This window comes from Kitasatospora sp. NBC_01560 (assembly GCF_045208415.1).
Taxonomy (GTDB): domain Bacteria; phylum Actinomycetota; class Actinomycetes; order Streptomycetales; family Streptomycetaceae; genus Kitasatospora.
In genome coordinates, this window is sequence record NZ_CP109364.1 from 8,729,137 (window position 1) to 8,752,845 (window position 23,709).

Here is a 23,709-nt window from a genome sequence, read left to right on the forward strand (position 1 = left end):
CCGATGGCCTCCCGGCCAGCCGCCGTGTGCGGTGCCGGCGGAATGCGTGGCCGGCCCGGGACGGACGGTGACCGGCGCCCCGGGCCGGAACCACGGCGGCGCCCCGAACGTCCTAACCGAGGGTGATCGGCCGGGGGGACAGGCCGCCTCGGCACGTTAGGCTGCACTTTCGGGGTGCGGCCTGGGTGCCGCCATCGGATCGACGCCGAGACCGCCGGCCAGGCACCACCGCGTGCCGCCACTGCGGCTCGTCCTGCCACGGAGGTACTGGCCTTGCACATCGACGCCTGGATCGAGAGCGTCCCACCGGGTGCGGTGTACGCCCTGGTCGCGCTGATCATCGGGCTGGAGTCCCTCGGCATCCCGCTGCCCGGGGAGATCGCGCTGGTGTCGGCGGCGCTGCTGTCCGCGCGCGGTGTGGTCAGCCCGGTCTGGGTGGCCGTCTGCGCGATCCTGGGGGCGATCATCGGCGACTCGATCGGCTACTCGATCGGCCGCAAGGGCGGCAAGCCGCTGTTCGAGAAGCTCGGACGGAAGTTCCCCAAGCACTTCGGGCCGGACCACCTGGCCACCGCGGAGCGCTCGTTCCAGAAGTGGGGCATGTGGGCGGTCTTCTTCGGCCGCTTCATCGCGCTGCTGCGGATCTTCGCCGGGCCGCTCGCGGGCGCGCTGAAGATGCCGTACTGGAAGTTCCTGATCGCCAACGTGCTCGGCGGCGTGGTCTGGGCGGGCGGCACCACGCTGCTGGTCTACCAGGTGGGCAAGGTCGCCGAGCAGTGGCTCTCCCGCGCCTCCTGGGTGGGTCTGCTGGTGGCCGCCGTGGGCGGTGCCTTCTCGGCCTGGCTCATGAAGCGCCGGCTCGCCAAGATGGCGAAGGCCCGCGAGGCCGAGGACGCGGCCGAGAACGCCGCGGACGCGGCAGGGGCGGCGGAGACCGCCCCGGCCACCGTCCCGGAGACGGCCCCGGGCGCCGTCCCGAACGCGGCTCTGAACGGCGCCTCGCAGCCGGCCGCTCCCGCCGCGGACTGACGCTCCACCGGAACACTCCCACCGCCGGGGTAGCATCGGGCTACCCCGGCGGTGGCATGTGAAACGGCAGGTGGAGGGCCCTATGACGGACCAGGCGGAGCAGGCGCAGCAGACGTGGGACGCGGTGGACGCGTACTTCTCCGAGCAGTTGATCGGCCGTGATCCGGTGCTGGAGGCCGCGGCCGCCGCCGCCGACGAGGCGGGCCTGCCGCACATCGCGGTGGCGCCCAACCAGGGCAAGCTGCTCCACCTGCTGGCCCTCACCCAGGGGGCGCGCCGCATCCTGGAGGTCGGCACGCTCGGCGGCTACAGCGCGATCTGGCTCGCCCGGGCGCTGCCCGCGGACGGCACGCTGATCACCCTGGAGCTGGATCCGAAGCACGCCGCCGTCGCGCGGGCCAACCTCGACCGGGCCGGACTGGGGCGGGTGGCGGAGGTCCGGACGGGCCGGGCCGCGGACTCGCTGGCCGCGCTGGTGGCGGACGGCGTCGAGCCGTTCGACCTGGTCTTCATCGACGCCGACAAGCCGAGCAACCCGGCGTACTTCGCCCGGGCGCTGGAGCTGACCCGGCCCGGTTCGCTGATCGTGGTCGACAACGTGGTCCGTGGCGGGGCGATCGCCGACGCGGCCAGCACCGATCCGGCGATCACCGCGACCCGCCGGCTGCACGAGCTGATCGCCGCCGAACCCCGGGTGAGCGCGACCTCCGTCCAGACCGTCGGCGCGAAGGGCTACGACGGCTTCACGCTGGCCCGCGTCCGCGCCTGACGGCCCCGGCCGCCCGCCCGCCCGCCCGGCCGTCGGCCCGTCGGTCCGTGGGGGGTGGGCCCCGTCCGGGGCGCACCGCACCGGGCACCGGCGCGCGCCGGCCTCGACGCAACAGCACGCACGGAGAAGGAAGACACATCATGCGGATCGGACTGCTGGGCACCGGCCCCTGGGCGGAGCGGGTGCACGCGCCCGTCCTGGCCGAGCACCCCTCCTACGAGTTCGCGGGCGTCTGGGGCCGGCGGCCCGAGGCGGCCGGCGCACTCGGCGCGGCGCACGGCGTGCCCGGGTACGCGGACCTCGACCGGCTGCTCGCCGAGGTGGACGCCGTCTCGATCGCGCTCCCGCCGACCGTTCAGGCCGACCTTGCGGTGCGCGCCGCCGAGGCGGGCTGCCACCTGCTGCTGGACAAGCCGGTCGCGCTGACCGTCCCGGACGCCCGCCGGGTGGTCGGGGCGACGCTCGCGCACCGGGTCGCCTCGGTGGTCTTCTTCACCGTCCGCTTCGGCGGCGAGCAGATCCCGTGGATCGAGAAGCAGGCCGCCACCGGCGGCTGGTTCACCGGCCGCTCGGACTGGCTCGGCTCGGTGTTCGCCCCCGACAGCACCAGCCCGTACGCGGCCTCGCCGTGGCGGCAGGAGAAGGGCGCGCTCTGGGACGTCGGCCCGCACGCGCTCTCGGTGCTGCTGCCGGTCCTCGGCGACGTGACCCGGGTGACCGCCGCGGCCGGCCCGCTGGACACCGTCCACCTGGTGCTGCGGCACGCCGGTGGTGCGTCCAGCACGCTCGCGCTCAGCCTGACCGCGCCGCTCGCGGCCGGCGGGACCGGCCTGGAGCTGCGCGGGCAGTCCGGGGTGGTGCACCTGCCGGAGCGCGGCGAGGGCCCGGTGGCCGCACTGCACCGTGCCCTGGACGCCCTCGCCGACTCGGCGCGCAACGGCGAACCGCACCCGTGCGACGCGGCCTTCGGTCTGCGGGTGGTCGAGATCCTCGCCGCCGCCGAGCGCTCCCTCGCCACGGGCAGCACGGCGGAGGTCTGACGCAGCCCCGCAGCGCGCGGCGCCGGCGGACGAGAATTCGGGTGCGCCGTCCCGCCCCGGTTGGGATGATCCGCGGATGACCTCGTTCTCTGCCGCACGTGACTCGTTGGAGGGCCTGGCCCTCGGGGATGCTTTCGGGGAACGGTGGTTCCCGCTCTTCCGGCCCGCCCGGGTGGCGTTCCAGGAGATCAGGGCACGGCGGGTGCCGGGGGAGCTGTCCTGGCACTGGACGGACGACACGGCGATGGCCCTGTCGGTGTACCGGGTCCTGACCGCGTACGAGGCGGTGCACCAGGACGACCTGGCGCTCGCGTTCGGGGTGACGTACCTGGCCGACAGCCACCGCGGGTACGGCTACGGGATGCACCAGCTGCTGCCCAAGCTGGCCGACCGGCCGCGGAGTTGGCGCTCGGAGACCCGGGAGCTGTTCGGCGGTGAGGGGAGCCTCGGGAACGGGGCGGCGATGCGGGTGGCGCCGCTGGGGGCCTGGTTCTGCGCGGACCTGGACGAGGTGGCTGAGCAGGCGGCGCTCTCCGCGGAGGTCACGCACGCCCACCCGGAGGGAGTGGCGGGGGCGGTGGCGGTCGCCCTGGCCGCCGCGCTCGCGGCCCGCGGACGTGACGCCGGCCGGGACGCCGGGCGGGACGCCGGGCGTGACACCGGCCACGACCGGGAAACCGACCGTGCAGCCGGCCGCGGCCTGCACGCCTACCCGGACCCGGACCCGGATCCGGCCTCGCGCACGGCCGCGCCCGACGGCGCGGAGCTGCTGGCCCAGGTGGCCGGGCGCACGCCGGCCGGGGAGGTCCGGGAGGGCCTGCTCAGGGCCGCGGACCTGCCCGCCGCGACCGAGCCGTGGCGGGCGGCCGACGTCCTGGGCAACGGCCGGCGGATCACGGCGGGCGACACGGTGCCGTTCGCGCTCTGGTCGGCCGCCCACCATCTCGGCAGCCTCACCGACGCGTTGTGGACCACCGCCGAGGGGCTGGGCGACGTCGACACCACCTGCGCCATCACCGGCGGCGTGGTGGCGGCGCGCACCGGCCTGGGCGGGGCGCCGCAGGTCTGGGCGGCCCGCCGTGAACCGCTGCCGTCCTGGGTGGACGAGGGCTGAGCGCTCAGCCCTGCGCGGCCGCGCCCGGGCGGCGGTCGGCGGGGCGGGCCGGTGGGATGGCCGGGGCGCGGAAGTCGCGCGGCCCGGTCCAGAGTGCGGGGACGGAGTCGCTGCGGCGGGCGAGCTCGTAGGCGAGCGACTCGTAGTTGACGCGCCAGCCGTGGAAGTGCGGCCAGGCCTCGGGGGTGGCGCGCTCACGGGGGAATCCGGCGGCGGTGATCATCGCCACCGCGGCGTCGAACTCGGTGTAGCTGAGGCGGATCGGGGTCCCCGGGTCAGGATCCGGGTCGAACTCCACCCGCATCGAGCGGGCGATGTCGCGCAGCGCGGTGAAGCCGGCGCGCAGGACGAGCCGGGCCTCGGGCGGGGCGGTGCGCGGGTTGACGGCCAGGTGGATCGCGGCCGCGTCCATCACGGCCGTCAGGCCGACCACCCAGCTGCGGTTCGGCTGCGGGGAGCGGAAGGAGAGCAGCACGGGGTAGTTGGAGTGGCTCTCGCCGATGTCGGCGGCGAGCCGCTCCCAGTCGCGGTAGAGCTGGGGGAGGGCGTTCTCGGTGTCCACCAGGGACTGCCGGGCGAGGAGTTCGGGCCCCCAGGCGGGTTCGCCGGCCCGGGACTGCAGGAGCGTCACCTCGACCTCGCGGCGGTTGTAGGCGCTGTACAGGGTGGGCAGGTAGGCGATCTGAAGGGCGATCACCAGGGGCCCGCTGGCGGCGGCGAGGAAGTCGATGGCGGAGAGGTGGAGCCGCTCCCCGCTGGCGAAGCCGAGGGTGAAGAGGCTGGAGCCGGCCTCCCGGAACGAGACCGCCCAGTTCAGCTCGGAGGTGCCGTGCAGCAGCAGGGTGTAGGCGATCAGCATGCTGCCCAGCCAGACCCCGAGCATGCCGACCAGGATCATCGGGGCGAGCCAGGTCTGCGCCCGGTCCTGCGCGCGGTAGGAGCCGAACGGCGCCGCGGACCATCGCAGCAGGGTGCGCAGGCTCCGCCAGAGCCGGTGCACCAGGGCGGAGTACAGGCCGCGCGGGACGACGAGGGTGCGCAGGATGCTGCCGATGGTGAGCAGCAGGATCAGCACGCCGGCCAGGGAGTGGATCAACCTCATGGGGCCATTGTGGCGGCAGTGCGGCCGTGCACCGTCCCCGGGACGGCGGCAGCCGGGCCCGGTGCACCGCGGTGCACCGACCGCGGGGCGGCGCCGGCCGGCCCGGCAAGGCGGCACGGCACCCGGGAGGGGCGGGCCGGATGCGGCGGGCAGGACGCGGCGGGGCCGGGGCGCGCGGCACGACGGCATTGACAGCGCGCCCCCTCGGTTGAATGCTAAGCAAGCGCTTAGTCACCCGTCGAGTGAGGAGACCGACCCCGTGCCAGAGAACCCCGCCGACCCGCCCGGGCTCGACCTCGCGCGGCTCCGCGCCCACCTGGACCGCGAGCTGCCCGGCACCGTCCGCGGCCCGCTCCGGGCCGACCTGATCGAGGGCGGCCGCTCGAACCTCACCTACGTGCTCACCGACGGCACCGGCCGCTGGGTGCTGCGCCGCCCGCCCCTCGGGCACGTCCTCGCCACCGCGCACGACATGGGCCGCGAGCACCGGGTGATGACTGCCCTGCACGGCACCGGCGTCCCCGTGCCCGGCACCCTCCTGCTGGACCGGGGCACCGACGTCCTCGGCGCCCCCTGGTACCTGATGGAGTACGTCCCCGGCACCGCCCACCGGGACGCGGCGCCGCTCGCCGCCCTCGGCCCGGAGCGCGTCCACGCGCTCGGCGAGCGACTCGTCGACACCCTCGCCGCCCTGCACCGGATCGACCCGGCCGCCGTCGGGCTCGCCGACTTCGGCCGCCCCGACGGCTACCTGGAGCGCCAGCTGCGCCGCTGGTCCACCCAGCTGGCCGCCTCCCGCAGCCGCGAGCTGCCCGGCGTCGAGCGCCTGCACGACCTGCTCGCCGCCCGGCTGCCCGCCTCGCCGGCGCCCGCCCTGGTGCACGGCGACTACCGGCTGGACAACGTCCTCGTCGACCCCGGGGGCACCATCACCGCCGTGCTGGACTGGGAGATGTCCACCCTCGGTGACCCGCTCACCGATGTCGGCCTGCTGGTGATGTACACCGAGCTGGCCGGCGTCGGCGGCGGCATCATCCCCGCCGCCGCGACCGCCCCCGGCTTCCCGTCGGCCGGCGCACTCGTCGCCCGCTACGCCGGGCTCACCGGCCGCGACGCCGCCGACCTCGACTGGTACGTCGCCTTCGCCTCCTTCAAGCTCGCCGTCGTCGCCGAGGGCATCCACTACCGCTTCCGCCAGGGCCGCACGCTCGGCGCCGGCTTCGAACGGGCCGGCGAGATGGCCCCCGTCCTCGCCGAGCACGGCCTCACCACCCTCAAGGACCGCTGATGGACTTCGCCCACGACGCCCGCACGCTCGAACTGCGCGAGCGCCTCCTCGCCTTCATGGACCAGCACGTGTACCCCGCCGAGCCCGTCCTGGAGGCCCAGCTCGCCGACCCGGCGCGGGAGGCCTGGGCGGTGCCGCCGGTGGTGGCCGGGCTGCAGGCCGAGGCGCGAAAGCAGGGGCTCTGGAACCTCTTCCTGACGGACCGGCACGGCCTCCCGGAGGAGTCCGGCGGCGGCCTCACCAACCTCCAGTACGCGCCGCTCGCCGAGATCACCGGCCGCAGCCCGCAGCTCGCCCCGCCGGCCCTCAACTGCGCCGCCCCCGACACCGGCAACATGGAGCTGCTCGCCCAGTACGGCACCGCCGAGCAGCGCGAGCGGTGGCTGCGGCCGCTGCTCGACGCCGAGATCCGCTCCGCCTTCGCGATGACCGAGCCCGACGTCGCCTCCTCCGATGCCACCAACATCGAGACCAGGATCGAGCGTGACGGCGACGCGTACCTGGTCACCGGCCGCAAGTGGTACATCACCGGGGCGATGAACCCGCAGTGCCGGGTCTTCATCGTGATGGGCAAGACCGACCCGGCCGCCGAGCCGCACCGGCAGCAGAGCATGATCCTCGTCCCGCGCGACACCCCCGGCGTCACCGTCCGCCGTGGCATGAAGGTCTTCGGCTACGACGACGCCGACCACGGCGGCCACGCCGAGGTGCAGTTCGACGGCGCCCGCGTCCCGGCGGCCAACCTGATCGGTGAGGAGGGCGGTGGCTTCGCCATCGCCCAGGCCCGGCTCGGGCCCGGCCGGATCCACCACTGCATGCGGGCGATCGGCATGGCCGAACGCGCCGTCGAGCTGATGTGCCGGCGCACGCTCGACCGGGTCGCCTTCGGCAGGCCGCTCGCCGAGCAGGGCGTCGTCCAGGACTGGATCGCCGAATCCCGCGTCCGGATCGAGCAGTTGCGGCTGCTGGTGCTGAAGACCGCCTGGCTGATGGACACCGTCGGCAACCGCGGCGCGCACACCGAGATCCAGGCGATCAAGATCGCCACCCCGCGCACCGTCGAGTGGATCCTCGACAAGGCCGTCCAGGCGCACGGCGCGGCCGGCGTCGGCCAGGACACCCCGCTCGCCCAGCTCTGGGCCGGCAACCGCACCCTGCGCCTCGCCGACGGGCCGGACGAGGTGCACAAGCGCTCGCTGGCCCGACGGGAGCTGAAGCGCCACCGCTGAGCGCGCCACCGCTGAGGGCATACCTGCTGAGCGCGTACCTGCTGAGCGCGCACCCGCGGCGGCGCCCGGCCGGGGCCTCCGCCGGGCCTCGGCCGTCGGTGTCATACCTGGGTGGTACCCGGCGGGTTGGCACCGCGGTATGACGCCCACGCACCGACCCGGCCCGTACTGTCCGGGTACGGGCCGGCCGGCGGACGGCGGGCGATCACCACGGGGAGCGGGAGACCATGCGCAAGCGGGGACAGGGACGGGCGGTACGGACGGGCGCCGCGGCGGTGCTGGCGACGACGGCGCTGCTGGGGGTCGCCGCCGCACCGGCGGTGGCGGCGCCCGCGGTGGCGCAGCGGCAGGCGCGGGCCGCCCTGCCGCAGCCCACCGGCCCCTACGCCGTCGGTACCACCGCGCTGCGGCTCACCGACGCCGGACGGGCGGACCCGTGGAAGCCCGGCGAGGCCCGCGAGCTGATGGTCAGCTTCTGGTACCCGGCCACCCGCCCCGCCCGCGGCGCCGAGCGGGCCCGCTACATGGAGCCGCAGGCGGCCGAGCACTTCGGCGGCAACGACGGCGCCGGCGTCTTCAACTACCGTACGGAGCCCGGCCGGACGGACTGGTCCGAGATCCGCACGCACGCCCGGCAGGACGCGCCCGCACTGCCCGGCAACGGGCCGCGCCCGGTGGTGCTCTACTCGGCCGGGCTCGGCGACCCGCGCACCCTGGGCACCGGCCTCGCCGAGGACCTCGCCTCCCGCGGCTACCTGGTGGTGACGGTCGACCACACCTACGACGCGTCCGAGGTGGTGTTCCCGGACGGCCGGCGGGCGGACTCCGTGTTCCCCGGCATGCTGGGCCCCGGTCTGGACCTCGGTGCCCTGCTCCGCAAGGCCCTGCAGACCCGGGTCGACGACACCCGCTTCGTACTGGACGAGCTCGCCGCGCTGCGCACCGACGGGCGGTTGCCCGCGGCCCTCGCCGGCTCGATCGACCTCACGCGGATCGGCATGGTCGGCCACTCCGCCGGCGGATCCACCGCCGTCCAGACCATGCACGACGACCCGCGGATCAAGGCCGGCGTCAACATGGACGGCCAGCTGCACTTCCCGGGGCCGGACGGCACGGGGGTGTACCTGAGCAGCGTCGCCCAGGACGGCCTGGACCGTCCCTTCCTGCTGATGGGCACCGAGAACGCGGACTCCGGCGACTACCACCACCAGCCCGGCTGGGACGGCCTCTGGCAGCACAGCCCGGGCTGGAAGGTCGACGTCACTCTGGCCGGCTCCCGGCACTCCTCGTACACCGACGCGCAGTCGCTGCTGCCCCAGCTGGCCCGGCAGGGCGCCGTCACCCCGGACGTCCTGCGGGACGACGTGGGCGACGTCCGCCCGGAGCGCGCGGTGGCCGCCACCCGCGCGTACGTGGCGTCGTTCTTCGACCGCTGGCTGCGCGGGCACGACGACCACCTGCTGGACGGGCCCTCGCCGCGGTTCCCGGAGATGGACTTCGCGCGCTGAGCCCGCCGGGCGGCGGCGCCTGCCCCGCCGCCCCGCTCCCCCCGGCTCCCCCCGATCGCCGTGCTCCTAGCGGATCTCCGAACCCGGGTTGGCCGCGTCCCAGCTCTGCCGGGAGTCGACGATCGCGTCGTGGTGGTCGTAGGACCAGTCCGCCATCGCCCGGATCAGGTGGGTCAGGCTGTGCCCGAGCGGCGTCAACTCGTAGTCCACCTGCGGCGGGACGGTCGGGTGGACGGTCCGGGAGACCAGGCCGTCCCGCTCCAGCCGACGGACGGTCAGCGTCAGCATCCGCTGCGAGATGCCCGGCACGGCCCGCTGGAGCTCGCGGAACCGCCTTACCCCCTGGGCGAGTTCGACCACCACCAGGACCGACCACTTGTCGCCGACCCGGTCGAGCAGATCGCGGATCCCGCAGTCCACGCCGTCCTCGCACCAGACCACCGGCCTGGGGGTGGTTACCCCGGTGTGCCCCACTGACATGCAAGTGCCTCCTTACGTAGATCGCCCACGTTACCCAGGATGGTCCCAGAGCAGAGCAGAGCAGAGCAGAGCAGTGCGGTGCCGAGCAGTAGTGCAGCGCAGCGCCGAGCCGAGCAGAGCCGAGCAGAACCGGGCGCGCGGAGGAACCGCCGCCCGTACACCACCCTGGAGGAATCGTGCTTCTCGTCACCGGCGTCAACGGAGGTCTCGGCGGTCTGGTCCTGGAGCAGTTGGTCCGGCTGCAGGGCGGGCCCGACGGCCTGCTGGCCGGCAGCCGCACGGCCGACCGCGCCCCGGTGGCCGGAGTCCCGGTCCGCACGGTGGACTTCGACCGCCCGGAGACCCTGGCGGAGGCCTTCACGGGCGTCCGGACGCTGCTGCTGGTCTCGGCCGGCTACGGCGAGGACGACGTGGTGATCCCCCGGCACCGGGCCGCGATCGAGGCCGCCGAGCAGGCCGGCATCGAGCATGTGGTCTACACCAGCCTCTCCGGCGACGGCGACCACCTGGCCTTCGCACTGGCCCACCGCTGGACGGAGCAGCGGCTGCGCGCCTCCTCGACGCTGCGCTGGACCGTGCTGCGCAACGGCCTCTACGCCGAGCTGCTGGGCTCCCTGGCGGCCCCGGACGAGCACGGCGTGATCACCGCGCCGCTCGGCGACGGCCGGCTGGCGGCGGTGGCCCGGGCGGACCTCGCCGAGGTCGCGGCGACCGTCGCCCTGGCTCCGGCCGCGCACGCCGGGCAGGTCTACGAGCTGGTGGGGGAGGAGGCGGTCGGCGCCGCCGACATCGCGGCGGCGCTCGGCCGGGCCGCCGGCCGCCCGGTCGAGTACCGGCCCGCCGGCCTCGCCGAGGCCCGGGCTGCGGTGGCGGCCTCGGGAGCGGCGGCCTTCCAGGTGCCGATGGTGGCGAGCACCTGGTCGGCCATCGCCCACGGCTTCCTGGACGGGCGGCAGGTCAAGAACGACCTGCCCGCCCTGCTCGGCCGCGCACCGCGCCCGGCCCTCGACGTCATCGCCGGGGGCACGGACGCCGCCCGGTGACGCGGGGCGGTGCCCGCTCCCCGGACGCGGCCCGTACGGGGGGCGGGCCGCGTCCGGGCGGCCGCGCCCCCGTACGGGCCGACGCGCGCGCTACTCGCCCAGCACCACCACCCGGCCGGTGCTGCGCCCGTCCGCGACCCGCTGGACGGCCTCGGCCGCCCCGGTGAGCGGCACGCGGTCGCTCACCAGCGGCCGGACGGTGCCGGCCTCGGCCAGCCCCGTCAGTTCCGCGTGGGCGGCCCGGACGGCCTGGGGATCACGGGTGTTGTACAGGCCCCAGTGCAGCCCGAGGACGCTGTAGTTCTTCACCAGCGCGTGGTTGAGCGCGGGCGCCGGTATCTCGCCGCTCGCGAAGCCGACCACCACGATCCGGCCCTCGAAGGCGACGCACTTGGCGGAGCCGGTGTAGGCGGCGCCGCCGACCGGGTCGAAGACCACGTCCGCGCCGTGCCCGCCGGTGGCCTCCCGCACCGCGGCGGTGAAGTCCACCGCAGTCCGGTCCACCACCAGGTCGGCGCCCAGCTCCTTCGCCACGGCGGCCTTGTCCGGGCCGCCGACCACGGCGATCACCCGGGCCCCGGCGGCCCGGCCGAGCTGGACCGCCGCACTGCCCACCCCGCCCGCGGCCGCGTGCACCAGGAGGGTCTCGCCCGGCCGCAGCCCGGCCCGGCGGTGCAGGGCGAACCAGGCGGTCTGGTAGCCGATGTGCAGCGCCGCGGCGCCCGCGTCGTCCAGCGCCCCGGGCGCCGGGAACGCCCCGGCGGCCTCCAGCAGCGCGTACTCGGCGAAGGCCCCGCCCGGCAGCACCGGATTGCCGATCACCCGCTCGCCGGCCCGCGGCCCCGCCACCACCTCGCCGCACAGCTCCACGCCCGGCGTGAACGGCAGCGGCGGGCGGACCTGGTACTGCCCGCGCACCATCAGCGCGTCCGGGAAGTTGACCGCGGCGGCCCGGACGCGCACCAGCAGCTGCCCCGGTCCGGGGACCGGCTTCGGGACGTCCGCCACGAGCCGCATGACCTCGCGCGGCTCACCCGGCTCGGTGACCTGCCAGGCCCTCACAGCGCGTTGCTCCTCTCCAGCCCCTGCTGGAGCCGGTTCACCCCGGCCAGCCAGCGGTCCGGGTCGGTGGCCCGGACGGCGTAGTACTCGGCGACCTCGGGGTGCGGCAGGATCAGGAAACGGTCCTTCTCCAGGGCCGCCAGGGTCGCATCGGCGACCTCGCCGGCGTCCAGCGCGGTCGGGGCGAGCAGCGCCTCGCCGACCGCGCCGGTCGAGGCGAGCATGTCCGTGCGCACGCCCTGCGGGCAGAGCGCGTGCACGCGGATCCCGCGGTGGCGGTACGTCGCGGACAGCCACTCGGCGAAGGCCAGCGCGCCGTGCTTGGAGACGGCGTACGGGGCCGAGCCGAGCATGGTGAGCAGCCCGGCGGCCGAGACCGTCGCCACGAAGCGGCCGGTGCCGCGCTCCAGCCAGCGGGGGAGCAGCAGATCGGCCGCCCGGACGTGCGCGAGCACGTTGACCTCCCAGGCGCTCGCCCAGGCGGCGGCGGGGGCGCCGGCGTCACCGACCGGCGCGACGCCGGCGTTGGCGCACCAGACGTCGATCTCGCCGAGCGCCGCCCGGGCCCGCTCGACGAGGGCGGCCGCGCCCTCCGCGGAGGCGGCGTCACCGGGGGCGGCCGTGCCGCCCACCTCGGCGGCCACCGCCCGGGCGGCCCCGGCGTCCAGGTCGTTGACCACCACCCGGGCCCCGGCCGCGGCGAAGGCCCGGGCCAGTGCGGCGCCGATGCCGCGGCCGGCGCCGGTGACCACCACGCCCTGGCCGGCGAAGCCGCCGGGCCCGGCGGTGCCCGCCGCGGCGACGGGGTCGGCGCTCGGCGCGGTCTCCGGGCCGGCGCCCGGGGTGCTCACAGCCCACCGCCCAGGGTGACGCCGCCGTCGACCACCAGGGTCTGGCCGGTGATCCAGGCGGCATCCGAGGAGAGCAGGAAGGCGACCGCGCCGGCGACGTCCTCCGGCACGCCCAGCCGGCCGAGCGGGTACGCGGCGGAGACCTCCTCCTCGCGGCCCTCGTAGAGCGCCTCCGCGAACTTCGTCTTCACCACGGCCGGGGCGACGGCGTTGACCCGGATGCCCTGGCCGCCGAGCTCCGCGGCCAGCTCGGTGGTGAGCCGGATCAGCGCGGCCTTGGAGACCCCGTAGAGGCCGATCCCGAGCGAGGCGCGGATGCCCGCGATGGAGGCGACGTTGACCACCGAGCCGCCGTGCTCACCCATCCAGGCGGCGTGCGCGCGGCGGGTCCAGGCCAGCGGGGCGAGCACGTTCACGGCGAGGATCTTGGCGGCCGCGGCCTCGTCGGTGTCCAGCACCGGGCCGTAGACCGGGTTGATGCCGGTGTTGTTGACCAGGTGGTCGAGCCGGCCGAAGGCCTCCAGGGTGCGGGCGACGGCCTCGTCCTGGTGGGCCGGGTCGTCGGCCTTGCCCGCGACGCCGATGGCGACCTCGGGGCCGCCCAGGTCGCGGACGGCCTCGGCGAGCGGCTCGGCGTTGCGGGCGGTCAGGCAGACCCGGGCGCCGCGGGCGACCAGCTCGCGCGCGATCCCGAGGCCGATGCCCCGGCTGGATCCGGTGATGACGGCCACCTGGCCCTTGAAGGAGTGCACCACGGAGGGTCCTTTCGCGCGCCTTCGGGTCGGTCGACGGCGTCGGCCGGAATGGTCGGTCGAGGGCGTCGCTCGAAGGCGTCGGTCGGTAGGTCGATGGAGTTGGCCCGCTGTGACTAAGCGCTTGCTTAGCATGGTGTCGGTGAGGGAGGCTGTCAACAGTCCGCCCCGCCGCCTGCCGGGCCGCCCGGACACCCCTTCTGGGAGGATGGCGCCATGACCAGCAGCACGCCCACCGCCGACCTCTGGCCCAGCCTGCCCGGCAGCGCCGACACCCGCCCCGAGGCGGCGCACCGGCTGCTCCGGGCCGCTGTCGCGTCCTTCGCGGAGCGCGGCTTCCACGCCACCACCACCCGCGACATCGCCACCGGCGCCGGCATGAGCCCGGCCGCGCTGTACATCCACTACCCGTCCAAGGCCGCCCTGCTGGCCGAGATCAGCCGCGCCGGGCACGCCGCCACGCTGGAACTGGTCCGGACGGCCGCGGCCGGCGAGGACGGACCGGCCGCCCGGATGCGGCGGCTGGTGGAGGAGTTCACGGCCTGGCACGCCCGGGCCCGGACGGTCGGCCGGGTGGTCAACTACGAACTGCACGCACTCCCCGAGGACGCGTACGCGGTGGTCGCCGCACTGCGGCTGGACATCGAGCGCGAGGTGAGCGACCTCATCGCGGCGGGCGTCGCCGCCGGCGTCTTCGACGTCGCCGAGGTGCGCACCGCCGCCCGCGCCGTCACCTCGCTGGGCATCGACGTCTCCCGCTGGTACACCGACCGCAGCAGCGAGACGCCCGAGGAGCTCGGCCGCCGCTACGGCGAGCTGGTGCTGCGCATGCTGGGCACGCGGGCCTGAGCCCGGGCCGGGATCACGGCCTGACGGCGGTGTGCACGTACCAGGACACGTACTCCCGCACGTGGTACATCTCCACCACCGACCGCAGGTTCAGCCACCGCTCCGCCGGGCCGAACAGCCGCAGCAGCGCGTACGGCACCCGGAAGTAGGCGTACAGCGCCTCCGAGGTCGGCAGGTAGCGCGGGGTGGCGTCGAGCGCCTCCTCGATCCGGAACCCGGCCCCGACCAGCAGTTCGTTCAGGCTCCGGGTGTCGTAGCGCTTCGCCCCCGGGAAGACCATCGCGTCGAGGTACGGCTCCAGCACCGCCCGGCCCTGCGGGCTCATCTCCTCCGGCGGTGCGCCGATCGGCCCGAGCAGCACCAGACGGCCGCCCGGCCGCAGCACCCGGTGGAACTCGGCCAGCGCCCGCTCCGGATCGTAGGCGTGCACCAGGGTCTCCATCGAGTACGCGCCGTCGAACGAGCCGTCGGCGAACTCCAGATCGTGGTAGTCGCCCCAGGAGAAGGTGGTCCGGTCCTCCAGCGCGGCCCGGTTGCTCAGCCGCCGGGCTTCCCGGACGTGGAAGTCCAGCACGTCCACCCCGTTGATCCGTAGGCCGAACCGCTTCGCCAGCTCCCGCGCCACCACGCCCGCACCGCAGCCGGCGTCCAGCACCCGCGAGCCGGCCGGCAGGGCCAGCTTCCGGCCGAGCACGCCCTCCAGCTGGCGCTGTGCCCGCCAGCACCGCCACTTCGACTGCCCGGGCTCGGTCCACCCCCAGTGCCGGGCGTTGCGGCAGACCGCCGTGTAGAAGAGCCGGCTGCCCGGGCGCCCGTAGACGCGCCGCAGTCCGGAGAGATCGAGCTCGCCACTGACCATCTGAACCCGCCCGGCCTTCCGCTGCTCCGCGCGCGCCGTCCGCGCTGCGCCCGTTGCTGCCGCGCGGCGCGCACCGCTGCGCGCCGCCGTCCCGCCCAAGCTACCGAGGCACCCCGGGCGCCGCCGTCCCGATGCGCCCGCCCGGGTGCCGCCCGGCTGCGTGCCGGCGGGCTGCGTGTCGGCGGGACCTGGGCGGAGCCACGCCTCGGACCGGGGGCCACTGGTCCTTCAGAGCGCGGCGAGGCAGAACTGCACGAGCCCGGCGTCGACGTCGAGCACGATCCGCTCCATTTCGGGCCACAGCGGCTGGAAGATCTCGCCCCACTCGATCGTGAAGGCCAGGATCCTGCCGCGGTCCTGATCGACGATGTGGCGGGAGTACGCGTAGTCGTCGCTCGTCCCACTGGTCGGGTACAGCTGGAACCCGGACATCGGGGTGTAGGTGCGGCCGCGCACGCCGTGCAGGCCCTGGCAGAACCGCTCGGCCAGCAGCGCCGAGCTGTCGGCGTCGCTCTTCTCGATGAACTCCGCGTAGGCGAGGTCGCCGGCGATGCCGCGAGTGCCGTCGAAGGCGGGGTTGCGGAAGTTCATGCCGGGTTCGACGGACTGGTTCTCGTCGTCGCCCCAGACGAAGAGCACGTCCTCGGCGTGGCTGTGCACGTCCACGAACCAGCGCGTGCGCGGGAACCGGTCGAGGAGCCAGCGGACGTTGCGGGTCTCCGGCTCGGAGAAGGGGTGCGGGCCCTGGTAGACCTGCGGGTCGCACGGGTCCGCCGAGACCCGGGGGCCGGCGGTCGGCGCGAAGGCGGTGGCGAAGTCGAAGAGGAAGTCGAAGTTGCGGTTGATGTCGACGCCGATGCAGGCCGGGTCGCCCCCGGAGTGGGCCGGATTGCGGTTCTTGCGCCACATCGGCTCGACGTCCTGGCTGTAGCGCCGGCCGTCCGGGTTGACGAGCGGAAAGACGACGACCTCCACCTCGTCCAGGATGCGCCGGACCTCGTCGAGGGTGAAGGTGGTGCCGCCGTAGCGCAGGCCGGTGCCGGATTCGTAGGCCTCCAGCAGGTCGGCGGCGAGGTGGACGAGCACCTCGCAGCTGCCCCACTCGCGCGCGTGCAGGCCGCCGGTCAGGACGACGCAGCGCTTGGGCGCCACGGACTCCGCGCCGATCCGCAGGGCGTGGCTCGCCCGCCCCTCGACGGAGCGTTCGGGCAGGTCGACGAGGCTCGTGAGCGAGGGGAACGCGGTGGAGAGGCTGACCACGGCGGACTCGACCTCGGTGACGTTCAGGTACGACATGGCGGGTCAGTCCTTCACCTTGACGGCCAGTCCGCGGGGACGGGCGCTCTCGGCGGCGAACCGGTCGCCGGTGCCGACCTGGGCCTGGGCGAGGCGGCCGGCCTCCGAGGCGTTTCCCACCTTCTCGACGGTCACGCCCTCGCGTTCGAGGACCGCGACCTGGTCGGAGGGGACGTAGGTATCGATGCTGCAGCGGCCGTCGGCGCCCCGGGTGGGGTGACCGCCGACGTCCGGGTGGACTTCGCGGAGCAGGGTGCGCAGGGTTTCCGCGTCCTCGGCGGTGACACGGACACGGAGGATGTCATAACGGGGAGTGGACATGGCGACCTCTTTTCGGGCGCCGTCGGGTCTGACACCAGCGATTCCGACGGCGCGGGCGCTGATGCACGGGGGTGTCCGGTGAGGGTCGGGTCGGCTCCGGGCCGGGTTGGGGTCGGGTCAGGTCTGGGCGGGGTCGGGTGTGGGTCGGCTCCGGGTCGGGTCGGACGAGGTCCGCAGCGCGTCCGTACCGGGTTCGTAGGGGGCCCGGGGCGCGTCTGTGTTGTCCGTATATGGCCGATGTTTACCTCGTATCCTCAGCCTGCGCCTCTGTCGTGGAACGAGTCAAGGGGCGCCTCGGGCACCCCGGTCAGCAGGCTGTCCAGGCCGGCCAGCAGTTCCCGTTCGTCGTCGTACTCGGTGAGCCGGGGGACGAGCGCGCGAAGCCGGGGGTAGTCCGCGGCGGGCAGCCGGTGCAGGCCCAGGCGCAGCAGCGGGTCCGGTTCGTCGGGGTTGTCGACCACTTGGCGCTTGTCGACCAGGAGGCAGCCGAGCGTCCACGCGACGAAGGCGCGGTAGACGGCGAGCGCGGTGGAGTCGTCGAACCCGGCCCGGGTCAGGACGGCGAGGACGTGCTCGGTGAGCCGGAGGGCCGGTGCCGGGCGGCGGGCCACCGGCACGGTCAGCGGCCGGACGGCCACCAGCGGCAGGATCGCGGGGTGGGCGTGGGCCACCGAGGCGAACGCGCGGGCGATCCGCCGCAGTTCGGCCCACCAGGGCGGCACGGCGGGCTCCGCCCCGGGAGTGTCTGCCGTGCCGGGGGTGCCTGCGGTGCCGGGGGTTCCTGTCCTGCCGGGGGTGCCTGCGGTGCCGGGGGTCGTGCGGCCGTCGTCCGGCTCGACCGTGTCGCGCAGCAGGTCGTTGACCTCCGCGAAGAACGCCTCGACCAGCCCGTCGAGCAGCGCCTCCTTGCCCGGGGTGTAGCGGTAGATCGCCATCGACTCGACGCCGAGGGCGCCGGCCAGGCGGCGCATGGTCAGCGCGGCCAGCCCGTCCCGGTCCACCAGGGCGACGGCGGTGGCGAGTACCAGCGGGCGGTTGAGGCGCCCGCGCTTCTCCGTACCGCCCCGCTCGGCCATGTCCGCGCTCCTCGCCATGGGTGCCGGCGCCGCCGGGCGGGCCTTCCCGAGGCGGTCCCGCCGGTGGCGGTACAGACCAGAATACAAGGTAAATATCCGGCATACAGTGCGCTCGTCGAGGATTCGGTGCGCCCGTCGTGGATTGCCCGCGAGGCGGTCGCGGGAGCGGTGAAGCCGCCCCGGCCCGGGGGAATCGGGGCGGGGCGGCGGGCCGGTGGGGGTGGGGGAGGGGCTCAGCAGCCCCAGTTGACCTTGGCGAAGGTCGCGTAGTGGTTCGCGGTGTAGTAGTCCTCGTGGTAGATCGGGCCGGTGACGACCCGTCGGGCGCCGCGGGTCGGGCTGCCGGGGGTGATGACGGTGTACTCGTGGTAGTAGCCGGAGGACTTGGCGGGCAGCACGCCCTCACGGTTCTGGAAGACGATGCCGTCCTGCGAGTACGGGAACGGGCCGCCCTCGTCGATCAGGTCCAGGGTGTCCCGGGCCTGGCTCGGCAGGGCGGTGAGGCAGACGCTGCCGCTGACGGCGGCGTGGGCCTCGGTGGCGGACACGGCGGCGGGGGCCAGGGCGAGCAGGCTGACGGCGACGACGGAAGCGGCGCGGGTCTTCAACGCGCGTAGAGCAGTTCGCATGGCAGCAGTCTGAGCTGTTGTCAGGTCCGCGCGGAACCCTTGCCGGAGGGCGAGAAAACACTTCACGTACGCGTCACTGGGGCAGAACCGGGACGCCTTGCGGCGTACCCGATCCGCTCCCGGGCACCGGTCGGACGGGCCCGCGCGGACGGGCCCGGGGCGCGGGCGGGGGCCGCCGGGCGGCAGGGCCCGGGACCGGTTCGGGACCGGTTCGGGACCGGGGCGGGGCCGGTGGCTCAGGCGGCCGGGACTCCGGGACGGCCAGGCTGAACCCAGTGGTGCTGCACCGCAGGGCGCAGCCGCCGCTGCTACCGCAGACGAGCCGAGGGAGGAGGTGGGCGTGATGGTGCAGATCAAGATCCGCAAGCTCGACAAGCTGGAGACCACGGGGCCGCGCAAGCCGGCCGACGGCTGACGGCCGCCCAGTGGCAAGTCAGTTCGGGGGCCGGGGCTGCCGTGCGACAGCCCCGGCCCGTCGCGGCCGGCGTTCGGAGGCCCCCATGCAGAAGCCGCGCATCAAGACACCTCACCGGCCGCACCTGCGGCCGGACGGAACGATCTGGATCGGAAGCCTGCACTACGGGCTCGCCACCGAGCTCCAGGACGAATCCGGCCTGGTCCACTCCCTGTGCGAGTGGATGGACGGCACCAGGACGGAGCGGGACGTCATCGCCGGGGTCGCCGGGCGGCACGGCCGGCCGGAGCGGGAGGTCGCCGACGTCCTCGACTTCCTCCGCGCCCAGGGGTGGGTGGAGGACGCCGGGGCCGCGCGGCCGGCGGGGCTGTCGCGCCGGGAGGAGGAGCGGTACAGCCGGAGCACGCAGTTCCTCTCCTGGATCGACACCACGCCGCGGGCGAGCCCGCTCGATCTCCAGGCCCGGCTCAAGGCGAGCACCGTGACGGTGCTCGGCGTGGGCGGCATCGGCTCCGCCGTCGCTTCGAGCCTGGTCGCCTCCGGGGTCGGCCTGGTCCGGTGCGTGGATCACGACACCGTCGAACTCACGAATCTCAACCGGCAGTTCCTCTTCGACGAGGACGACCTCGGGCGGCCCAAGACCGCCGTGGCGGTGGAACGGCTGAGCCGCCTCAACCGGGACGTCACGGTCACCGGCGAGGAGCGGCTGCTGACCGGCCCCGACGACATCGCGGCCGCGGTGACCGGGTCCGACCTCTTCCTCCTCTGTGCCGACGACCCGATGGAGATCGACGGGTGGGCGAACAGGGCGGCGCTCGCCCTCGGCATCCCGTGGATCCACGGCGCCTACACCGGCCCCATGCTGTCCGTCGGCACCTTCGTCCCGGGCGTCACCGGCTGCAACACCTGCCTGTGGACCACCGAGCGGGAGCGGCTGGAGGACGTCGGCCGCGGCGACCTCTGGCAGGACCGGAAGATCCCCGGTTTCCACCCGGTGCTGGCCCCCACCGCCCAGATGGCGGGACACTTCGCCGCACTGGAGGCGCTCTACCTCCTGCTCGGCCTGAACGTGCCGACCGCGGGGCTCAAGTACCACCGCAACTTCCTTGACCTCGACCACCAGTACGCGATCAAGGCCGAGCGGCGCGCCGACTGCCCGGACTGCGGGCCCTCCCCGGCGGACCGGCCGGGTGATCCCGGGTGACCGTCACCGCGACCAGCCGGATCAGCCTCCACCCCCTGCTCTTCAAGGTCGACGGCGGGAGCTGGGTGGTCGGCCGGGTGGACACCGGGGAGTTCGTGGAACTCCCCGACGAGGCAGTGACGTTCCTCCGCGCCCTGGGGGAGGGTGGCGGGATCCCGGACGCCCACCGGAGCGTGCGGGAGCGCCATGGCGCGGACATCGACGCCGTGACGTTCGTCGACGACCTGGTCGGGCTGGGATTCGTCTCGGCCGTCGACGGCCGGCCGGTCGGCGACCCGCACCGGCCGCCGAGCCTCGCCCGGCTCCGGCCGGAGCACGTCCGGTGGGTGTTCTCCCGGCCCGTGGCCGCCCTGGTGCTGGCCCTGATCGCCGCGGGGTGGACGGCGGCCGCGCTCCGGCACGAGCTGCTGCCCGGCTACCGCTCGTACTTCGTCGTCGAGTCACAGAGCGTCAGCCTCGCCTGGAACACCGCGATGTTCCTGACCGCACTGGGCATCCACGAGTTCTGGCACCTGGCGGCGGCCCGCGCCGAGAACGTCTACGCCCGGATCGGCGTCGGCACCAGGCTCCAGTTCCTGGTCGCCCAGACGACGGTCTCCGGGCTCTGGGGTGCGCCGCGGCGGGTCCGGATCCGCGTCTACCTGGCCGGCGTCGTCTGCGACCTGGCGATCGCCGCGGCCTGCTCCCTCGCCATCACCGTCGGCGAGCCGACCGGGTTCCTGCTGCGGTCACTGCGGGCGCTCGTCCTCGCGCTGCTGCTGGCCGTCGCGCAGCAGTTCGCCCTCTACATGCGCACCGACATGTACTTCGTCCTCCAGGAGCTGCTGCGCTGCAAGAACCTCTACGCGGACGCCTGGGCGTACACCCGGTACGTGCTCCGGCGGGTCGGCGCGGCGGCCCTCGGGCGCGAACCCCCGCCGGACCCGACCCTCCTGATCCCGCGGCACGAACGCAGACCGGTGAGGCTGTACGCGGCGGTGATGCCGCTCGGCTCGCTCGTGACGCTGGTCGCGTTCGCCTACTTCACCGGCCCCATCCTGGTGTCCCTGTTCGCGCACTCCGTCGGGAACGTCGTCTCCGGAGCGGCGGCGGGGAACCTGCGGCAGATCCTGGACGGTGCCCTGGTCATCGGCGTCGAGGGCACCCTCCAACTGCTCTTCCTGTGGCTGCTCCTCGTCAAGCACGGACCGAAGCTCCGGCGCGCCGCCGCCCGCCTCGGAGCCCGCCGCGCCCACCGCCCCCGCCGGCTGCCTCGCGGCGTCCGGGGCAAGCGCTTCGTTCAAGACCGGGCGGCACCCGGCGACCGAGACTCTCCGCATGACCGAACGAACCTTCACCCCGGCGGCGGGCCGCTTCGCCCCGACCCGCCTCTACGATCCCGTGGTCGCCCTGATGCGTGAACGCCTGTGGCGCGGCCTGCTGGCCATGCACGTGGCGCCGCAGCCGGAGGACGTGATCGTCGACGTGGGCTGCGGCACCGGCTCGACGAGCCTGCTGCTGAGCCGCATCGAACCGCGGGCCCGGATCATCGGCGTGGACCCCGATCCGGAGGTCCTGGCGATCGCGCGGCGTAAGCCCGCTCCCCCCGGTGCGGCGCCCCGGTGGCAGCAGGGCATGGGCGACGCGCTGGAGGAGGTGGTGGGCGCCGGCTCGGCGACCACGGTGGTGTCCAGCCTGGTGCTCCACCAGTGCCCGCTCGCGATGAAACGGGCGATCCTCGCCTCGATGTCCGCCGTCCTGGCACCGGGCGGGAAGCTGGTGATCGCCGACTACGGGTGGCAGCGGACGCCGCTGATGCGCCTCGCGTTCGGGTTCGTGCAACTGGCGGACGGAAGGGAGGACACCCGGCCCAACGCGGCGGGCGTCCTGCTGCGGTTGATCTCCGAGGCGGGCTTCCGCGACGTGCGCGAGGCCGAGGTCGTGTCAACCGTCACCGGATCGATCTCGGTCTACGTGGCGCGGCGCGGCTGACGCGCGCAGTGCCGGTAGGACGGCCGACGGCGTGAGACCCACCATCTCGCGCATCTGCCGGGTGAAATGCGCCTGGTCGGCGAAGCCGCCGGTGATCGCCGCGGCGGCCGGCGACTGCCCCTCGCCCAGCGCCTCGGCCGCGCGGACCAGGCGCCGCCAGATCCGCCAGCGCGGCAACGGCATGCCCAGCTGATGCTGCGCCAGGGCCCGCAGGCGCTGCGGCGAGAGCCCGACCCCCGCGGCGAGGGCCGGCATCGGGAGCGCCCGCTCCACCGCCGCGTTCATCGCCGCCACCAGGCGCCCGTCCAGCCCGGCCGACGGCCGCGTGCCGGCGGGGCGGACCTCGTCCTCGCTCAGCCCGCGCAACTCGGGCGCGGCGGTGATGCCGCCCTCGCAGCGCGCCCGCAGCCGGTCCGCGAAGGCGCAGTGCGGCTCGACGAAGAAGGTGCGCAGGTGCGTCACCGCGAGCAGACGGTGGCGCACCATCGGCGGCACGACCAGCACCGCGGCGCGGTGGTGCGCCCCGGCGGCGTCCACCATGGTCAGCTCGCCCCGGGCGGCCACGGCGATCTGGAAGGCGGCGTGGCGGTGGGAGCCGCTGTCGGCCGCGGGGCCGCGGTAGAACGCGTAGCCCTCGCCGATGACGAACCTCGGCACCGCCCCCTCGCCGTCTTCCACGGCACCGATGATGCCAGGCCGGGCGGCGGGCCGAGCGCGGCCGGTCCTGCCCCGAAGTGAACGGCGGGCTCGGCGACAGACAAGGGAGCCGGGCAGGGTGGTGGGGAAACGTTTCGCCATCACCCTGCCCGGCGGTCGGGATCAGCCGTTGGCGAGGGCCTGGAGGCGGTCGTAGGCGCCGTTGAAGAGGTTCTGGTCGCCCGGGAAGGTGCCGGAGTCGGCGTACTGCCAGAAGGTCTGGTAGGACCAGCCGGCCGGGAGGGTGCCGACCGAGGAGGCGTAACGGGCCACCCAGAGCGGGTTGGTGGCGCCGAAGCCGGCGTTGTTGCCGGTGCAGGTGGCCCACCAGTTCGCGGTCGTGTAGATGGTGGGGTAGCGGCCGGTCCGCGAGTGCACGGTGTCGCTGAAGGAGCGGATCCAGCTGACCATCGCGCTCTGGCCGAGGCCGTAGCAGGTGGCGCCGTAGGGGTTGTACTCGATGTCGAGGGCGGGCGGGAGGGTCTTTCCGTCGCGGGACCAGCCGCCGCCGTGGTTGACGAACCAGGTGGCCTGCGCGGAGCCGGAGGAGCGGTCCGGCAGGGCGAAGTGGTAGGCGCCGCGGATCAGGCCGGCGTTGTACGAGCCGTTGTACTGCTGGGCGAAGTACGGGTTGGTGTAGGTGGTGCCCTCGGTCGCCTTGACGTAGGCGAAGCGGGCGCCGTTGCCGGCCACCGAGGACCAGTTGACGTTGCCCTGGTAGCTGGCGACGTCCAGCCCGGGGGTCTGGGTGGCGGCGAGGGCGAGGACGCCGGCGGTGCTCTCTCTGCCCTCGTGGGCCGCGACGGTGGAGCCGGCGAAGTCGCGGTCGGGGTGCAGGGCGGGTCGCCCGGCGTCGGCCTGCCCGGTGTCCTGGGCGGTGGTCGGGGCGGGCGCGGGGTCGGCCGCGTAGGCCGGGGCGGCGGTGACGGTGGCCAGGGCGACCGCTGCCGCCAGGGCGGCGAGGACGGGGAGCCTGCGGCGTGTCGGAGTTGCGGTGGTACCGGTGGGGCGGGCGGAGCGGGAAGTGCTGGACATGAACACTCCTCTGGTCCGGTTCTGATGACCCGTGGATGGCGGTTCAGCCGGTACGGTTCCGGCCGGGAGCAGGGTAGCCATGCACCCGCCA

The 23,709-nt window shown here is 74.8% G+C and carries 24 protein-coding genes; 12 read left to right on the plus strand and 12 right to left on the minus strand.

Features of this window, described 5'->3' with window-relative positions:
• Positions 1 to 273: 273 nt before the first annotated feature.
• The 4 genes from OH807_RS37235 (at position 274) to OH807_RS37250 (ending at position 3,952) form a co-directional block, all read left to right on the plus strand.
• Positions 274 to 1,029, plus strand: coding sequence for a DedA family protein (locus tag OH807_RS37235; protein ID WP_406208590.1), 756 nt, complete (start codon positions 274 to 276; stop codon positions 1,027 to 1,029).
• An 82-nt stretch (positions 1,030 to 1,111) separates the two neighbouring features.
• On the plus strand, positions 1,112 to 1,798 hold the full coding sequence (locus tag OH807_RS37240) for an O-methyltransferase (protein WP_406208593.1): 687 nt from the start codon (positions 1,112 to 1,114) through the stop codon (positions 1,796 to 1,798).
• A 140-nt stretch (positions 1,799 to 1,938) separates the two neighbouring features.
• Positions 1,939 to 2,838 carry a Gfo/Idh/MocA family protein gene (locus tag OH807_RS37245; RefSeq protein WP_406208596.1) on the plus strand — a complete coding sequence of 300 codons (900 nt, stop codon included), beginning with the start codon at positions 1,939 to 1,941 and terminating at the stop codon, positions 2,836 to 2,838.
• A 76-nt stretch (positions 2,839 to 2,914) separates the two neighbouring features.
• A complete protein-coding gene (locus tag OH807_RS37250; protein ID WP_406208599.1) occupies positions 2,915 to 3,952 on the plus strand; it encodes an ADP-ribosylglycohydrolase family protein in 1,038 nt (345 codons plus the stop codon).
• Between the two features lie 4 nt (positions 3,953 to 3,956).
• On the opposite strand, the gene OH807_RS37255 is transcribed toward OH807_RS37250, so the two are convergent.
• Entirely contained in the window at positions 3,957 to 5,054 is a 1,098-nt protein-coding gene (locus OH807_RS37255) for a hypothetical protein (protein WP_406208602.1), read from the minus strand.
• Positions 5,055 to 5,313: 259 nt separating this feature from the next.
• On the opposite strand from OH807_RS37255, the gene OH807_RS37260 reads away from it, so the two are divergent.
• From OH807_RS37260 to OH807_RS37270, 3 genes are all read left to right on the plus strand, one after another.
• The gene (locus tag OH807_RS37260; protein ID WP_406208604.1) at positions 5,314 to 6,342 is read left to right on the plus strand and encodes a phosphotransferase family protein; all 1,029 of its coding nucleotides are present in this window, start codon (positions 5,314 to 5,316) and stop codon (positions 6,340 to 6,342) included.
• Positions 6,342 to 7,571 (plus strand): acyl-CoA dehydrogenase family protein, encoded by a 1,230-nt coding sequence (locus tag OH807_RS37265; RefSeq protein WP_406208607.1) that lies wholly within the window; start codon positions 6,342 to 6,344, stop codon positions 7,569 to 7,571. The genes OH807_RS37260 and OH807_RS37265 overlap by 1 nt, the downstream gene beginning before the upstream one ends.
• Positions 7,572 to 7,798: 227 nt before the next feature.
• Positions 7,799 to 9,079, plus strand: a complete 1,281-nt coding sequence (locus OH807_RS37270) for an alpha/beta hydrolase family protein (RefSeq protein WP_406208610.1) — start codon at positions 7,799 to 7,801, stop codon at positions 9,077 to 9,079.
• A 66-nt stretch (positions 9,080 to 9,145) separates the two neighbouring features.
• Here OH807_RS37270 and OH807_RS37275 read toward each other — a convergent pair whose 3' ends face one another.
• Positions 9,146 to 9,559: a winged helix-turn-helix transcriptional regulator gene (locus OH807_RS37275; RefSeq protein WP_406208613.1), complete on the minus strand. Its 414-nt coding sequence runs from the start codon at positions 9,557 to 9,559 to the stop codon at positions 9,146 to 9,148.
• 176 nt (positions 9,560 to 9,735) lie between these two features.
• On the opposite strand from OH807_RS37275, the gene OH807_RS37280 reads away from it, so the two are divergent.
• Entirely contained in the window at positions 9,736 to 10,602 is an 867-nt protein-coding gene (locus OH807_RS37280) for an NAD(P)H-binding protein (RefSeq protein ID WP_406208616.1), read from the plus strand.
• A 90-nt stretch (positions 10,603 to 10,692) separates the two neighbouring features.
• On the opposite strand, the gene OH807_RS37285 is transcribed toward OH807_RS37280, so the two are convergent.
• The 3 genes from OH807_RS37285 to OH807_RS37295 form a co-directional block, all read right to left on the minus strand.
• Complete coding sequence (locus tag OH807_RS37285; RefSeq protein WP_406208618.1) at positions 10,693 to 11,664, minus strand: NADPH:quinone oxidoreductase family protein; 972 nt, start codon at positions 11,662 to 11,664, stop codon at positions 10,693 to 10,695.
• Positions 11,661 to 12,419 carry an SDR family NAD(P)-dependent oxidoreductase gene (locus tag OH807_RS37290; protein WP_406211398.1) on the minus strand — a complete coding sequence of 253 codons (759 nt, stop codon included), beginning with the start codon at positions 12,417 to 12,419 and terminating at the stop codon, positions 11,661 to 11,663. Before OH807_RS37290 ends, OH807_RS37285 begins: the two co-directional genes overlap by 4 nt.
• A gap of 92 nt (positions 12,420 to 12,511) precedes the next feature.
• Positions 12,512 to 13,270 carry an SDR family oxidoreductase gene (locus OH807_RS37295; protein WP_406208621.1) on the minus strand — a complete coding sequence of 253 codons (759 nt, stop codon included), beginning with the start codon at positions 13,268 to 13,270 and terminating at the stop codon, positions 12,512 to 12,514.
• 213 nt (positions 13,271 to 13,483) lie between these two features.
• Between OH807_RS37295 and OH807_RS37300 the strand changes: the two genes are divergently transcribed.
• The gene (locus OH807_RS37300; RefSeq protein ID WP_406208624.1) at positions 13,484 to 14,116 is read left to right on the plus strand and encodes a TetR/AcrR family transcriptional regulator; all 633 of its coding nucleotides are present in this window, start codon (positions 13,484 to 13,486) and stop codon (positions 14,114 to 14,116) included.
• A gap of 13 nt (positions 14,117 to 14,129) precedes the next feature.
• On the opposite strand, the gene OH807_RS37305 is transcribed toward OH807_RS37300, so the two are convergent.
• The 5 genes from OH807_RS37305 to OH807_RS37325 all read right to left on the minus strand — a co-directional run bounded on the left by OH807_RS37305 (position 14,130) and on the right by OH807_RS37325 (position 18,297).
• Positions 14,130 to 14,975 carry a class I SAM-dependent methyltransferase gene (locus tag OH807_RS37305; protein WP_406208627.1) on the minus strand — a complete coding sequence of 282 codons (846 nt, stop codon included), beginning with the start codon at positions 14,973 to 14,975 and terminating at the stop codon, positions 14,130 to 14,132.
• Positions 14,976 to 15,203: 228 nt separating this feature from the next.
• Positions 15,204 to 16,271 carry a M14 family metallopeptidase gene (locus OH807_RS37310; RefSeq protein ID WP_406208630.1) on the minus strand — a complete coding sequence of 356 codons (1,068 nt, stop codon included), beginning with the start codon at positions 16,269 to 16,271 and terminating at the stop codon, positions 15,204 to 15,206.
• 6 nt (positions 16,272 to 16,277) lie between these two features.
• Positions 16,278 to 16,592 carry a hypothetical protein gene (locus OH807_RS37315; RefSeq protein ID WP_406208632.1) on the minus strand — a complete coding sequence of 105 codons (315 nt, stop codon included), beginning with the start codon at positions 16,590 to 16,592 and terminating at the stop codon, positions 16,278 to 16,280.
• Positions 16,593 to 16,846: 254 nt separating this feature from the next.
• Positions 16,847 to 17,668, minus strand: a complete 822-nt coding sequence (locus OH807_RS37320) for a TetR/AcrR family transcriptional regulator C-terminal domain-containing protein (protein WP_406208635.1) — start codon at positions 17,666 to 17,668, stop codon at positions 16,847 to 16,849.
• A gap of 233 nt (positions 17,669 to 17,901) precedes the next feature.
• On the minus strand, positions 17,902 to 18,297 hold the full coding sequence (locus OH807_RS37325; RefSeq protein WP_406208638.1) for a ribonuclease domain-containing protein: 396 nt from the start codon (positions 18,295 to 18,297) through the stop codon (positions 17,902 to 17,904).
• Positions 18,298 to 18,797: 500 nt separating this feature from the next.
• Between OH807_RS37325 and OH807_RS37330 the strand changes: the two genes are divergently transcribed.
• From OH807_RS37330 to OH807_RS37340, 3 genes are read left to right on the plus strand one after another with little or no spacing between them, the layout of a single operon-like run.
• Positions 18,798 to 19,916, plus strand: a complete 1,119-nt coding sequence (locus tag OH807_RS37330; RefSeq protein WP_406208641.1) for a HesA/MoeB/ThiF family protein — start codon at positions 18,798 to 18,800, stop codon at positions 19,914 to 19,916.
• Positions 19,913 to 21,316, plus strand: coding sequence for a hypothetical protein (locus tag OH807_RS37335; protein WP_406208644.1), 1,404 nt, complete (start codon positions 19,913 to 19,915; stop codon positions 21,314 to 21,316). The genes OH807_RS37330 and OH807_RS37335 overlap by 4 nt, the downstream gene beginning before the upstream one ends.
• Complete coding sequence (locus OH807_RS37340) at positions 21,234 to 21,887, plus strand: class I SAM-dependent methyltransferase (RefSeq protein ID WP_406208646.1); 654 nt, start codon at positions 21,234 to 21,236, stop codon at positions 21,885 to 21,887. The genes OH807_RS37335 and OH807_RS37340 overlap by 83 nt, the downstream gene beginning before the upstream one ends.
• Here the strand turns inward: OH807_RS37340 and OH807_RS37345 are convergent.
• Together OH807_RS37345 and OH807_RS37350 are read right to left on the minus strand one after the other, a co-directional pair.
• Positions 21,840 to 22,565 (minus strand): helix-turn-helix domain-containing protein, encoded by a 726-nt coding sequence (locus OH807_RS37345; RefSeq protein ID WP_406208649.1) that lies wholly within the window; start codon positions 22,563 to 22,565, stop codon positions 21,840 to 21,842. The two genes, OH807_RS37340 and OH807_RS37345, sit on opposite strands and share 48 nt — an antisense overlap.
• A gap of 141 nt (positions 22,566 to 22,706) precedes the next feature.
• The gene (locus tag OH807_RS37350) at positions 22,707 to 23,618 is read right to left on the minus strand and encodes a lysozyme (RefSeq protein ID WP_406208652.1); all 912 of its coding nucleotides are present in this window, start codon (positions 23,616 to 23,618) and stop codon (positions 22,707 to 22,709) included.
• Positions 23,619 to 23,709 lie beyond the last annotated feature (91 nt).